Source organism: Pseudorhodoferax aquiterrae (assembly GCF_014652235.1).
In the GTDB taxonomy this organism is placed as follows: domain Bacteria; phylum Pseudomonadota; class Gammaproteobacteria; order Burkholderiales; family Burkholderiaceae_C; genus Pseudorhodoferax; species Pseudorhodoferax aquiterrae.
Genome location: NZ_BMYK01000005.1, coordinates 183,339 through 196,115 on the forward strand (window position 1 = coordinate 183,339; position 12,777 = coordinate 196,115).

General features: G+C 70.5%; 7 protein-coding genes. 1 reads left to right on the plus strand and 6 read right to left on the minus strand.

Going from position 1 to position 12,777, the window contains the following annotated elements; genetic code table 11:
- Nucleotides 1–29: 29 nt before the first annotated feature.
- A complete protein-coding gene (parC, locus tag IE209_RS11150) occupies nucleotides 30–2,429 on the plus strand; it encodes a DNA topoisomerase IV subunit A (protein WP_189687025.1) in 2,400 nt (799 codons plus the stop codon).
- 10 nt (nucleotides 2,430–2,439) lie between these two features.
- Here the strand turns inward: parC and IE209_RS11155 are convergent, their stop codons facing one another.
- The 6 genes from IE209_RS11155 to IE209_RS11180 all read right to left on the minus strand — a co-directional run bounded on the left by IE209_RS11155 (nucleotide 2,440) and on the right by IE209_RS11180 (nucleotide 12,706).
- Nucleotides 2,440–4,347 (minus strand): PhoX family protein, encoded by a 1,908-nt coding sequence (locus IE209_RS11155; protein ID WP_189687026.1) that lies wholly within the window; start codon nucleotides 4,345–4,347, stop codon nucleotides 2,440–2,442.
- Nucleotides 4,348–4,412: 65 nt separating this feature from the next.
- Nucleotides 4,413–5,114: an SDR family oxidoreductase gene (locus IE209_RS11160; RefSeq protein WP_189687027.1), complete on the minus strand. Its 702-nt coding sequence runs from the start codon at nucleotides 5,112–5,114 to the stop codon at nucleotides 4,413–4,415.
- Nucleotides 5,111–5,566: a RidA family protein gene (locus tag IE209_RS11165; RefSeq protein WP_189687028.1), complete on the minus strand. Its 456-nt coding sequence runs from the start codon at nucleotides 5,564–5,566 to the stop codon at nucleotides 5,111–5,113. The genes IE209_RS11160 and IE209_RS11165 overlap by 4 nt, the downstream gene beginning before the upstream one ends.
- Nucleotides 5,563–6,477 carry a transglutaminase family protein gene (locus IE209_RS11170; protein ID WP_189687029.1) on the minus strand — a complete coding sequence of 305 codons (915 nt, stop codon included), beginning with the start codon at nucleotides 6,475–6,477 and terminating at the stop codon, nucleotides 5,563–5,565. The genes IE209_RS11165 and IE209_RS11170 overlap by 4 nt, the downstream gene beginning before the upstream one ends.
- A gap of 9 nt (nucleotides 6,478–6,486) precedes the next feature.
- On the minus strand, nucleotides 6,487–9,024 hold the full coding sequence (locus IE209_RS11175) for a circularly permuted type 2 ATP-grasp protein (protein ID WP_189687154.1): 2,538 nt from the start codon (nucleotides 9,022–9,024) through the stop codon (nucleotides 6,487–6,489).
- Nucleotides 9,025–9,181: 157 nt separating this feature from the next.
- Entirely contained in the window at nucleotides 9,182–12,706 is a 3,525-nt protein-coding gene (locus tag IE209_RS11180) for a transglutaminase family protein (protein WP_189687030.1), read from the minus strand.
- Nucleotides 12,707–12,777 lie beyond the last annotated feature (71 nt).

Genomic DNA, 12,777 nt, shown 5'->3' on the forward strand with positions numbered 1-12,777 from the left:
GCTGCCGCATGTCCCTCTCGTTCTGCAACATGACTGATTCTTCGATCCTGGACGATTCCCACCTGCCTCCGCAGGGCCCCGGCACGGGCGGCCCCGGCGACGGCGAGAGCGACGACGCGCTCGACCTGGGCCGCTACGCCCAGCGCGCCTACCTCGAGTACGCGATGAGCGTGGTCAAGGGCCGCGCGCTGCCCGATGTCTGCGACGGCCAGAAGCCCGTGCAGCGCCGCATCCTGTACTCCATGGGCCGGATGGGCCTCGGTTTCGGCGGTGCCAACGGCACCGTCGGCGCCAAGCCCGTCAAGAGCGCGCGCGTGGTCGGCGACGTGCTGGGCCGCTTCCATCCGCACGGCGACCAGGCCGCCTACGACGCGCTGGTGCGCATGGCGCAGGATTTTTCCCAGCGCTACCCGCTCATCGACGGCCAGGGCAACTTTGGCAGCCGCGACGGCGACGGCGCGGCGGCCATGCGCTACACCGAGGCCCGGCTCGCGCGCATCACGCGGCTGCTGCTCGACGAGATCGACGAGGGCACGGTGGACTTCGTGCCCAACTACGACGGCTCGACCGAAGAGCCGCGCCAGCTGCCCGCACGGCTGCCGTTCACGCTGCTCAACGGCGCCAGCGGCATCGCCGTGGGCCTGGCCACCGAGATCCCGAGCCACAACCTGCGCGAGGTGGCCGACGCCTGCGTGGCGCTGATCAAGACGCCCAAGCTCAGCGACGAGGAACTGCTGCAGATCCTGCCCGGCCCCGACTACGCCGGTGGCGGCCAGATCATCAGCGCGGCCAGCGACATCTTTGAGGCCTACCGCACGGGCCGCGGCTCGCTCAAGGTGCGCGCACGCTGGAAGATCGAGGAACTCGCACGCGGCCAGTGGCAGATGGTGGTCACCGAGCTGCCGCCCGGCGTCAGCAGCCAGCGCGTGCTCGAGGAGATCGAGGCGCTGACCAACCCGCAGGTCAAGGCCGGCAAGAAGACGCTGAGCCAGGAGCAGCAGCAGCTCAAGGCCAGCATGCTGGCCGTGCTGGACGTGGTGCGCGACGAGTCCAGCAAGGACGCGCCCGTGCGGCTGGTGTTCGAGCCCAAGACGAGCCGCATCGCCCAGCCCGAGCTGATCGGCGCGCTGCTGGCCCACACGAGCCTGGAGACCAGCGCGCCGATCAACCTGACCGGCGTGGGCCTGGACGGCCGGCCCGTGCAGAAGTCGCTGCGCCAACTGCTCGAAGAGTGGATCGCCTTCCGCCAGACCACGGTGCAGCGGCGCTCGCGCTTCCGGCTCGACAAGGTGCTGGACCGCATCCACATCCTCGAAGGCCGGCAGCTCGTGCTGCTCAACATCGACGAGGTCATCGCCATCATCCGCCAGTCGGACGAGCCGAAGGCCGCGCTGATCGCGCGCTTCAACCTCAGCGACCGGCAGGCCGAGGACATCCTCGAGATCCGGCTGCGCCAGCTGGCGCGGCTGGAGGCCATCAAGATCGAGCAGGAGCTCAAGGAACTGCGCGAAGAGCAGGGCCGGCTCGAGGACATCCTGGCCAATCCGGCCTCGCTGCGCCGCCTGATGGTCAAGGAGATCGAGGCCGATGCCAAGACCTTCGCCGACCCGCGTCGCACCTTGATCCAGGCCGAGAAGCGCGCCGTGGCCGAGGTGCGCGTGGTCGACGAGCCCGTCACCGTGGTCGTCTCGCAAAAGGGCTGGGTGCGTGCGCAGAAGGGCTGGGCCAAGGACCGCAGCGCACCGGCCGAGTACAGCTTCAAGTCCGGCGACACCTTGTACGGCGCCTTCGAATGCCGCAGCGTGGACCACCTGCTGGTGTTCGGCAGCAACGGCCGCGTGTACAGCGTGGCGGTGGCGGCGCTGCCGGGCGCGCGCGGCGACGGCACGCCGTGCAGCTCGCTGATCGAGCTCGAAAGCGGCACGCAGATGGCGCACTTCTTCGCCGGGCCGGCCAGCGCCCAGCTGCTGCTGTCCAGCTCGGGCGGCTACGGCTTCCTGGCCACGGTGGAGAACATGCTGTCGCGCCAGCGCGGCGGCAAGAGCTTCGTCAGCGTGGGCGAGGGCGAATCGCTGTGCCGGCCTTCGCACGCCGCGGGCGTGGCCCAGGGCCTCACGCTGGCGCCGGCGACGCACGTGGCCTGCGCGTCCACAGGCGGCCGCATCCTGACCTTCGAGATCGCCGAACTCAAGGCCATGGAGAAGGGTGGCCGCGGCCTCATGCTGATGGACCTGGAGCCCAAGGACGCGCTGGCCGGGGCCGCCGCCTACACGCGCAGCGTGCGCATCGAAGGCATCGGCCGCGGCGGCAAGGCGCGCGAGGAGCAACTGGAGATCCGCTCGCTCAACAACGCGCGCGGCGCGCGCGGGCGCAAGGGCAAGAGCACGGACCTGGGCTTCAAGCCGACCACGGTCCTGCGCGTCGAGTAAGCCCCCGCTCCTAGGCCCCGATCACCCCACCGTCCACACGGCGGATCACCACGGTCGCCGAGCGCGGCCGGTGCGGGCCCTTGTCGGGCCAGTTGGAAAAGCGCGTGGGCGCGGCCGGGTCGCTGCGCTCGCTCGGGCTCTCGCCCGGGTGCTGGATGTTGATGAACATCGTGCGGCCGTCCGGCGTGCCGGTGGCGCCGGTGATCTCGCAGCCGGCGGGGCCCGTGAGGAAACGGCGGATCTCGCCCGTGGCCGGGTCGGCCGCGAGCATGGCGTTGTGCGCCAGGCCGGCCAGTTCACCCTTGCCCATGGCCGAGGTCGACATGTCGGTCTGGATCCACAGCACACCGCGCGCGTCCACCCACAGGCCGTCGGGGCAGGCGAAGGCATCGCCCTTGACGTTGCCCCGGGCCTCCGCGCGTTCGTTGAGCGGGTCGCCCGCCAGCACGAAGTGGTTCCACTGGAACCCCAGTCCGTCGTGGTCGCCGTCTTCCTTCCAGCGCAGGATATGGCCCATGCCGTTGTTGGCACGCGGGTTGGCCGCGTCCACGCCCAGCTGGTCCTTGCCACCGCGGTTGCTGTTGTTGGTCAGCGTGCAGTAGACCCAGCCCTGCTTGTCCACGGCGATCCACTCGGGCCGGTCCATCTTGGTCGCGCCGAGGCGGTCGCTGGCCTGGCGGCTCTTGATCAGCACCTCGCCCTGGTCGGCGAAGCCGTTGGCGGCGGTCAGCGGGCCTTCGCCGTGCGTCAAGGCGATCCAGCGGCCGCGGCCGTCGGCGTCGAAGCGCGCCACGTACAGCGTGCCGGTGTCCAGCAGCGTCGCGTTGGCCGCGGCGCCACCGGCCTGGATGCGGCCGGCGCTCACGAACTTGTAGATGTACTCGAAGCGGGCGTCCTCGCCCATGTAGACCACGGCGCGGCCGTCGCGCGTGACGGCCACGGTCGCGCCTTCGTGCGCGGCGCGGCCCAGCGCCGTGCGCTTGACCGGCGTGCTGCTCGGGTTGTGCGGGTCGATCTCCACGACCCAGCCATGGCGGTTCAGCTCATTCGGGTGCCTGCCGGCGTCGAAGCGCTCGTCGTGCTCGTGCCAGCGGTAGCCGGCCGGGTCCCCCTTGCGCAGGCCCCAGCGTGCCTGGTGCGCGTCGGGCTGGTCCGGGCCCTTGAAGTAGTTGACGAAGTTCTCTTCGCAGGTGAGGTAGGTGCCCCAGGGGGTGATGCCGCTGCCACAGTTGTTGAAGGTGCCCAGCACGCGCCGTCCGCTCGGGTCGGCGGCGGTCTGCATCAGCACGTGGCCGGCGGCCGGGCCGGACACGGCCATGGGCGTGCGCGCCGTGATGCGGCGCGCCCAGGGCGAAGGCCGCACCACGTCCCAGCGGCCGTCCTTCAGCGCCACCTCGCAGATGCTGACACCGTGCGCGGCCTGGGCCTTGCGCACCTTCTCGGCCGTCCAGGGCGCCATGCCGCCCGCGTGCAGCAGGCCGTCGTCGGTGTACTCGTGGTTCATGACCAAGAGGCCGGAGGTGGCGCTCTGCGCGTAGAAGTGGATGCCGTCGTGGTGCATGCCGAACTGGGCCTCCTGCTCGGCCGCGCTGTTGCTGGCGTCGGACCTGTAGGCCGGGTTGTCGCCCGACAGGCCGACCGGCTCGCCCCAGGGCGCGATCACCTGCGCGGTATAGCCCTCGGGCACGGTGACGGTGTCGGCGTTGGAGATCGGCACGCTCTTGAAGCCGAGCGCGGTGCCCGTGGCACCGCCACCGGTGGTGGCGCAGCCCGCCAGGCCGAGCCCGGCCAACGGTGCGAGGAAGGCCGACGCCGCCGCGCCGCGCAGCACGGCACGGCGCGAGGGCTGGCTGACCTCATGGATGCTGGGGTTGGGACAGCGGTTGCTGTCCTCCATCGTGGAGAAGTCCTTCGGCATGGTGTTCTCGGGGTTCGTGGGAAACCCCGGAACACTGCCCGGTCATGGTGACAGTCGCGTGACGGTCACACGGCGCGCGTGATGCCGCCGTCGATGCGGATGTTCTGCCCCGTGATGTAGCCGGCCTTGTCGGACGCGAGGAAGGCGATCAGCTCGCCCACCTCTTCCGAGGTACCGTAGCGGCCCATGGGAATGCGTGCGCGCCGATCTTGCTTCTCGGGCAGGCTGTCGATGTAGCCGGGCAGCACGTTGTTCATGCGGATGTTGTCGGCCGCATAGCGGTCCGCATAGAGCTTGGCGAAGCTGGCCAGGCCGGCGCGGAACACGCCCGAGGTCGGGAACGCGGCCTCGGGCTCGAAGGTCGCGTAGGTCGAGATGTTGACGATGGAGCCGCTCTTTTGCCGCTGCATCTGCGGCGTGACCAGGCGCGCGATGCGCACCACGTTGAGCAGGTAGAACTCCATGCCCAGGTGCCAGTCGGCATCCGGGATGCTCAGCAGATCGCCCTTGGGGCCGTGGCCGGCGCTGTTGACGACCGCGTCGATGCGGCCCCAGCGCGCCAGCGTGGCGTCGACCAGGCGGCCGAGGTCGGCGTCGGACTGGTTGGAGCCCGTCACGCCGATGCCGCCGAGTTCGGCCGCCAGCGCCTCGCCCTTGCCCGAGGAGGACAGGATGGCGACGCCGTAGCCGGCGGCTGCCAGTGCGCGGGCCGCGGCAGCGCCCATGCCGCTGCCGCCGGCCGTGACGATGGCTGCGCGCACCGTCATGCGACCTCGGCGATCAGTTCGATCTCGACGCAGGCGCCCATCGGGATCTGCGCCACGCCGAAGGCGCTGCGCGCATGCGCGCCGGCCGGTCCGAACAGCTCGGCCAGCAGCTCGCTGGCGCCATTGGTCACCAGGTGCTGCTCGGTGAAGTCCGGCGTGGAATTCACGAGGCTCATGAGCTTGACGATGCGCTGCACCTTGGCCAGATCGCCCGTGGCGGCCTGCAGCGTGCCGAGCAGGTCGATGGCCACGGCACGCGCGGCCGCCTTGCCTTCCTCGGTGCTGAGGTTCTTGCCGAGTTGGCCGACCCAGACCTTGCCGTCCTTCTTGGCGATGTGGCCGGACAGGAACACCAGCTTGCCGGTCTGCACGAAGGGCAGGTAGGCGGCGGCCGGCGTAGCCACCGGCGGCAGCGAGATGTTCAGGGCCTTGAGTTTGTCGTGGATGCTCATGCGGGGATCTCCTCGGGTTGCGCGGCGTCGGCCGCCAGCGGCTGCACCGTCACGCCGACATGCAGGCTGTGGCGCGCGCCGCCATGGATGACGCCGCGCATGGGCGAGACGTCGGAAAAATCGCGGCCCACGGCCAGCGTCACGTAGTCCTCGCCCGGCGCGCGGTCGTTGGTCGGGTCGAAGTCGTACCAGCCGTCGTGGTCCGGTACGTCGGGCACGTAGACCGCCACCCAGGCGTGCGAGGCGTCGGCGCCGATCAGCCGCGGCTGGCCCGGTGGCGGCTGCGTGAGCAGGTAGCCCGACACGTAGCGCGCCGGCAGGCCCAGCATGCGCAGGCAGGCCACCATGATGTGGGCGAAGTCCTGGCACACGCCCTGGCGTTGGGCCAGCGCCTGCACCGCAGGGGTGTTGATCTCGGTGCTGTCGGAGGCGTATTCGAAATCGCGGTGGATGCGCCGCATCAGGTCGTCGGTGGCTTCCAGCAGCGGCCTGCCGGCCGTGAAACTGGGCCGCACATAGTCCATGAAGTCGGCATGGCGCGGCACGTAGGGCGAGGGGAACAGGTACTCGGACGCGGCGTCGTAGCCGCCGCCGGCGTGGTAGCGGAAGCGGTCGCGCACCTGCTCCCAGGCCAGCGGGCTGGGCGGCCGCTGCGGCAGCCGCGTCTCGACCACGCTGTCGGCCAGCACGCGCAGCTCCTCGTGGCCGCTCTGCAGCGCGAAGAAGCTGCGCGTGTTGCCGAACACGTCGCGGCCCGTGCGCAGCTCGTCGGGTTCTGGCGTCACCACCAGCCGGTGGTGCAGCAGCCGCTGGCTGGGCGTGTCGCGTGGCTGCAGATGCGCCACGTGCTGCGCGGTCTCCACGGCCGGCGTGTAGTCGTAGCGCGTTTCATGGGTGACTTGCAGTCGCATGGGCCTTCCCTATGCACCCACGCTGGTCTTGGCGTCGCGCGAGTGCGTGAAGTAGATGGCGCCGATGGCGTCGGAGATCTCGTAGGCCGACTGCACGCAGGCTTCCAGCCGCTTGAGCAGGTCCGCATGCCGCCCGTCCGCATCGACGGCGCAGATCTCCTCGAGCGACCAGCGGGCCGGCTGCAGCACGTCGCGCGCCAGCGGCGTGTCCTGCACCTTGGCGTCACCGGCCAGCTTGGCCAGGCGGCCGGCCAGGGTATGGGCCACCCAGCCCAGCGAGCGCGGGTTGTCGCGGTCCAGCACCAGCAGGTCCAGCAGCGCCGGCAGTTCGCGGCCCTGCTGGTACTGGGAGTGGAAGGTGATGGTGCTGTCGAACAGCGAGAGCACCGCCTCGAAGCCGCCCGTGGTCGCCAGCGCACCGCTGGACACCGCGCGCGCCAGTGCAGAGGACAGAAAGCCCAGCCGCTCCACATGCCGGCCGATGGACAGCAGCCGCCAGCCGTCGTCGCGCGTCATGCGGTCGGTCTGCGCGCCGGTCATGGCCGCCGTGGCGGTGCTGGTGGTCTCCAGCAGGCGCAACGCTTCCAGCGCCGAGAAGTCGCCGCTGCGCGTGGCGTCGGCGCAGCGCGCCAGCAGGTCTTCCTCGGCCTGCACGATCACGTTCCAGTGTTCCTGCGAGAGCCGCTCGCGCACGGCCGAGGCGGCGAAGCGTGTCGCGCGCAGGTTGTAGCCCACGCTCTGCACCTGCTCGGTGTCGCCCAGCCCGGCGATCAGCGAGCGCTCGAACACGCGGCGTGCCTGGGCTGGCGAGGGCACGGCCGGCAGCACCAGTGCGAACGCCTTGCACATGTCGTGCAGCCAGGCCAGCAGCGGGGCCAGGGACTGGTCCTCGCCGTTGAGCGCTGACAATGTCACACGCGCCAGCCGCAGCGTGTTCTCCGAACGCTCGGCATAGCGGCCGAGCCAGAACAGGTTCTCCGCGGCGCGGCTGGTAACCAGGCGCCGGCGGCGCACCACGGCCGCGGGCGACTGGTGCCGGTGCAGCAGCGTGGTGCGGTCGACCTCGCCTTCGGTGCGCACCCAGACGTCGGCGCTGCTGCCGCCGCGCTGCATCGAGGCGATGCTGTGGTGCGCGCTGACCATGCGCGCCAGACCGCCCGGCAGCACGCGCCAGGAGCGCGGCCCGTCGGACACGGCGAACACGCGCAGCATGACCGAGCGCGGTGCGATGCGCGGCGGGTAGCCTGTGCCGCTGCTCCAGGTCGGCATCTGCGACAGCGGCATGTAGGTCTGCACGGTGTGCTCGTCGCCCTGGCGCATGATGCGGCCGGCCCATTCGTCGAGCTGGCGGCGCGACAGCGCATTGCCCAGCACGGCATCGAAGGGGGCCGGGCCGCCGCTGTCGCCGTAGGTGGGCTTGATCACGCAGCGGGCCAGGTCGGGCAGGGCGGCTTCCATCGCGGCGCGCTCGCCGCACCACCAGGTCGGCACGGCCGGCAGCTGCAGTTCCTCGCCGAGCAGATGCCGCGCGAGAGCGGGCAGGAAGCCCAGCAGCGCGGGCGATTCCAGGAAGGCCGAGCCCGGCGCGTTGGCCACCAGCACGTTGCCGGCGCGGATCGCCTGCAGCAGGCCGGGCACGCCCAGGCGCGAATCGGGGCGCAGCTCGAGCGGGTCCAGGTACTGGTCGTCCAGCCGCTTGATCAGGCCGTGCACGGGTTCCAGGCCCTTGAGGGTCTTGAGGTACAGGCGCTGGTCGCGCACGGTCAGGTCGCTGCCCTCGACCAGCGTGAGGCCCAGGTAGCGCGCCAGGTAGGCCTGCTCGAAGTAGGTCTCGTTGTAGGGCCCCGGCGTCAGCAGCGCGATGTGGGCATCGGCCCCGGCCGGGCTCATGCGCTGGATGCCTTCGACCATGGCGCTGTAGGTGGCGGCCAGGCGCTGCACGTGCAGCGCGTCGAAGGCCTGCGGGAACAGCCGCGAGATGGCCAGCCGGTTCTCCAGCAGGTAGCCCAGGCCCGAAGGTGCCTGGGTGCGCTGCGAGACCACCCACCAGTTGCCGTCGGCGCCATGGGCCAGGTCGTAGGCCGTGATGTGCAGGTGCGTGCCGGCCAGCGGCTCCACGCCGTGCATGGCGCGCAGGTAGCCCGGATGGCCCTGCACCAGGGCCGGGGGCAGCAGGCCTTGGGCCAGCAGGCGCTGCGGGCCATAGACGTCGGCCATCACGCTGTCGAGCACGCGCACGCGCTGCAGCACGCCGGCTTCGATCTGGCGCCAGCTGTCCGGAGTGACGATGAGCGGGAACAGGTCGAGCGACCAGGGGCGCTGCGGGTTGGCGGCGTCGGCGTAGACGTTGTAGGTGACGCCGTTGTCGCGCAGCTGGCGCCGCATCAGCGCGGTGCGGCGGTCCAGGTCGGCAAAGCCTTCGCGGCCCAGCAGTTCGAAGAATTCGGCCCAGTCGGGCGTCAGCGGCGGCCGCGCCGCGTTGCTGCGCGCGGGCGCATCGGCGGCGGGCCGCGCCATACCGCGCAGTTCGTCGTAATGGCCCGGCATGGCCGGCCTGGCCAGCGAGGACGCCAGCCCGGCCGGGCTTTCCTGGCCTTGCCCGTCGAAAAGGTTGTTGCTTGATTGATCCACGTCAGGGGCATTGTCACATCCCGGTCACCGCCGGGATGCTGCATGCACGCCACAGTCGCGGCCCCTCTTGCGTTCAGCGCCGCAGGTCCAGTGTGAACGGGAACTCGCGGCTGCCCGGCACGTGGATCGTGGCGGGCGGCACGACCATCGTGCCCGGCGTGTGGCCGATGCGGAAGAAGCGCGCCAGGCGCCGGCTCTCGGCCTCGTACGAGTTGACCGGGAAGGTGTCGTAGTTGCGGCCGCCCGGGTGCGCCACGTGGTACTGGCAGCCGCCGAGCGAGCGCTTCATCCAGGTGTCGACGATGTCGAACACCAGCGGCGTGTGCACGCCGATCGTGGGATGCAGGGCCGAGGGCGGGGCCCAGGCGCGGTAGCGGATGCCGGCCACGTACTCGCCCTTGGTGCCGGTAGGCTGCATGGCCAGCGCGCGGCCGTTGCAGGTGACCACGTAGCGGCTCTCGTTGAGGCCGGTCACGCGCACCTCGATGCGCTCCAGCGAGGAATCCACGTAGCGCACGGTGCCGCCGATCGCACCTTCCTCGCCCATCACGTGCCAGGGTTCGAGTGCATTGCGCAGCGTCAGTTCGATGCTGGCGTTCTGGAGCTGGCCGACCAGCGGGAAGCGGAATTCGAAGTGCGGCGCGAACCAGGACGGATCGAAGGCGAAACCGGCTTCGCGCATCTCGCGGATCACGTCGTCGAAGTCCATCTTGACGAAGCTCGGCAGCAGGAAGCGGTCGTGCAGTTCCGTGCCCCAGCGCGTGGCCGGCGCCTGGTAGGGCGCGTGCCAGAAGCGCGCGATCAGCGCGCGCAGCAGCAGCTGCTGCACGATGCTCATGCGCGCATGCGGCGGCATCTCGAAGGCGCGCAGCTCCAGCAGGCCCAGCCGGCCGGTGCTGCTGTCGGGCGAGTACATCTTGTCGATGCAGAACTCGCTGCGGTGGGTGTTGCCCGTCACGTCGATCAGCACGTTGCGCAGCGTGCGGTCCACCAGCCAGGGCGGCATGTCCTGGCCGTAGACCTCGCGGTTGCGGCGGATCTCGCGCAGCGCGATCTCCAGCTCGTAAAGCTGATCGTTCCTGGCCTCGTCCACGCGCGGCGCCTGGCTGGTCGGGCCGATGAACATGCCCGAGAACAGATAGGACAGCGAAGGGTGGTTGTGCCAGTACAGGATCAGGCTGGCCAGCAGCTCGGGCTTGCGCAGGAACGGGCTGTCGACCGGCGTGGCGCCGCCCAGCACGAAATGGTTGCCGCCGCCGGTGCCGGTGTGGCGGCCGTCGGTCATGAACTTCTCGGCCGACAGGCGCGTCTCGAACGCGGCCTGGTACAGGAACTCGGTGTGCTGCACCAGTTCGCCCCAGTTGTGGGCCGGGTGGATGTTGACCTCGATCACACCCGGGTCGGGCGTGACCTGCAGCAGCTTCAGGCGCGCATCGCGCGGCGGCGGGTAGCCTTCCAGCACGATCTTGACGCCCAGTTCCTCGGCCGTGGCCTCGACCGCGGCCAGCAGGTCCAGGTAGTCCTCCAGCCGCGCCAGCGGTGGCATGAACACATAGAGGTGGCCGGACTTGGTGCCGATCTGCTCGGCCTTGGGCCCGTTGGCACGGCGCGGATCGCGCGCTTCCACGCACAGCGCGGTGCGGGTGATCCAGTGGGCCGATTCGAAGCGGTTCGGGCTGCGCAGGAAGTTGGCCGGTTCGGCCTGTAGCGGGTCGGGCGTGGGCGCGTCGCCCAGGCGGCGGTCCTGCCAGCGGCGTGCGGATTCGCCGGGGTGGTCGGTCGCGCTCACGAAGCGGGTGGGGTCCTGCTGCGCAGACAGCGGGGCGCTGCTGCTCGTGCCGAGGCCGTGGCCGCCCGCTGCGCTGGCGGCGGCGTAGCGCGCACGCAGGCCGTCGGCGGCCGGCAGCGCCGAACGCGGCTCCATCGGGTCGCGTTCGTGGAAGTAGGGGTAGTCGCTCTTGCTGACCCAGGGCAGCGAATCGAGCGGCAGCCGGTAGCCCATGGGCGAGTCGCCGGGCACCAGGTACATGCGCTCGTCGCGGAAGAACCAGGGGCCGGTGGTCCAGCGGCTGCCGGCCAGGCCCGGTCCTTCGCCCACCTGCAGCGGCAGCACGTAGCCGATCACGGCGTCCAGCTTCTGGTCGAACACGCGGCGCAGACGGGCGCGCTCGAGCTCGTCGTCCAGCCGCGTGTCGAAGGGGTCGACGTTGACGGGCAGGCGGCGCTCGCGCCACAGGTAGTAGAAGACGTCCTCGTAGCCGGCCTGCACGAAGGCATCGGTCAGGTTCAGCTTGCTGGCCAGCAGCGCGGTGAAGCGGCGCGCGTCTTCGCTGGTGTAGTGGGCCGGATGGCGCTCGTCGGCGAACAGGGCCGGGTTGGACCAACTGGGCTGGCCGTCGGCGCGCCAGAAGATCGACAGCGCCCAGCGCGGCAGCTGCTCGCCCGGGTACCACTTGCCCTGGCCGAAGTGCAGGAAGCCGCCCTGGCCGTACTCGGCGCGCAGCTTGTGCACGAGTTCGGTGGCATAGCCGCGCTTGGTCGGGCCCAGCGCGTCGGTGTTCCACTCGGCGGCGTCGCGGTCGCTCGTGGCCACGAAGGTCGGCTCGCCGCCCATGGTCAGGCGCACGTCGCCGGCGAGGAGCTGGGCGTCGACCTGCTCGCCCAGCGCCAGCACCTCGGCCCATTGCTCCTCGGTGTAGGGCTTGGTCACGCGCGGCGATTCGAAGATGCGCGTGACGGCCATGTGGTGTTCGAACGTGACCTCGGCCTCGTCGACCAGGCCTTCGATGGGCGCGGCGCCCGAGGGCTGCGGCGTGCAGGCCAGCGGGATGTGGCCTTCGCCGGCCAGCAGGCCCGAGGTCGCGTCCAGGCCGATCCAGCCGGCGCCGGGCAGGTAGACCTCGCACCAGGCGTGCAGGTCGGTGAAGTCGTGGTCGGTGCCGCTGGGGCCGTCGAGCGCCTTCACGTCGGGCGTGAGCTGAATCAGGTAGCCCGAGACGAAGCGCGCCGCCAGGCCGCAGCGGCGCAGCAGCTGCACCAGCAGCCAGCCCGAGTCGCGGCAGGAGCCGCTGGCCAGCTGCAGCGTTTCCTCGGGCGTCTGCACGCCGGGCTCCATGCGGATCAGGTAGCGGATGTCGCCGGCGACCTGCTGGTTGAGCTTGACCAGGAAGTCGATGGTGCGCTGCGTGCTGCGGTCGATCTTGGCGAGGTACTGCGCCACCAGCGGGGTGATGGGTTCCACCGCGAGGTAGGGCGCGAGTTCCTCCTTGACCTCGGGGCTGTAGGCGAACGGGAAGTTCTCGGCCGCCGGCTCGAGGAAGAAGTCGAAGGGGTTGTAGACCGCCATCTCGACGACCAGGTCCACCGTGACCTTGAACTCGGTCGTTTTTTCCGGAAACACCAGGCGCGCCTGGTAGTTGGCGAAGGGGTCCTGCTGCCAGTTGACGAAGTGGTTGGCGGGCTCGACCTTGAGCGAGTACGAAATGATGTTGCTGCGGCAATGCGGCGCCGGCCGCAGACGGATGACCTGGGGCCCCAGCTGCACAGGGCGGTCATAGCGGTAGTGGGAAATGTGGTTCAGCGCTGCGTGTGTGGACATCTGCGTCTCTTGCTCTGGGTGTAACAACCATGGCCCTCGCCACCGGTGCCGGATACTAGCAATAGGCGAGC

Bases quoted from the DNA above. Each gene is read 5' to 3' on its own strand.
- parC (WP_189687025.1), top strand. From the start codon at position 30: ATGACTGATTCTTCGATCCTGGACGATTCCCACCTGCCTCCGCAGGGC.
- IE209_RS11155 (WP_189687026.1), bottom strand. From the start codon at position 4,347: ATGCCGAAGGACTTCTCCACGATGGAGGACAGCAACCGCTGTCCCAAC.
- IE209_RS11160 (WP_189687027.1), bottom strand. From the start codon at position 5,114: ATGACGGTGCGCGCAGCCATCGTCACGGCCGGCGGCAGCGGCATGGGC.
- IE209_RS11165 (WP_189687028.1), bottom strand. From the start codon at position 5,566: ATGAGCATCCACGACAAACTCAAGGCCCTGAACATCTCGCTGCCGCCG.
- IE209_RS11170 (WP_189687029.1), bottom strand. From the start codon at position 6,477: ATGCGACTGCAAGTCACCCATGAAACGCGCTACGACTACACGCCGGCC.
- IE209_RS11175 (WP_189687154.1), bottom strand. From the start codon at position 9,024: ATGCCGGGCCATTACGACGAACTGCGCGGTATGGCGCGGCCCGCCGCC.
- IE209_RS11180 (WP_189687030.1), bottom strand. From the start codon at position 12,706: ATGTCCACACACGCAGCGCTGAACCACATTTCCCACTACCGCTATGAC.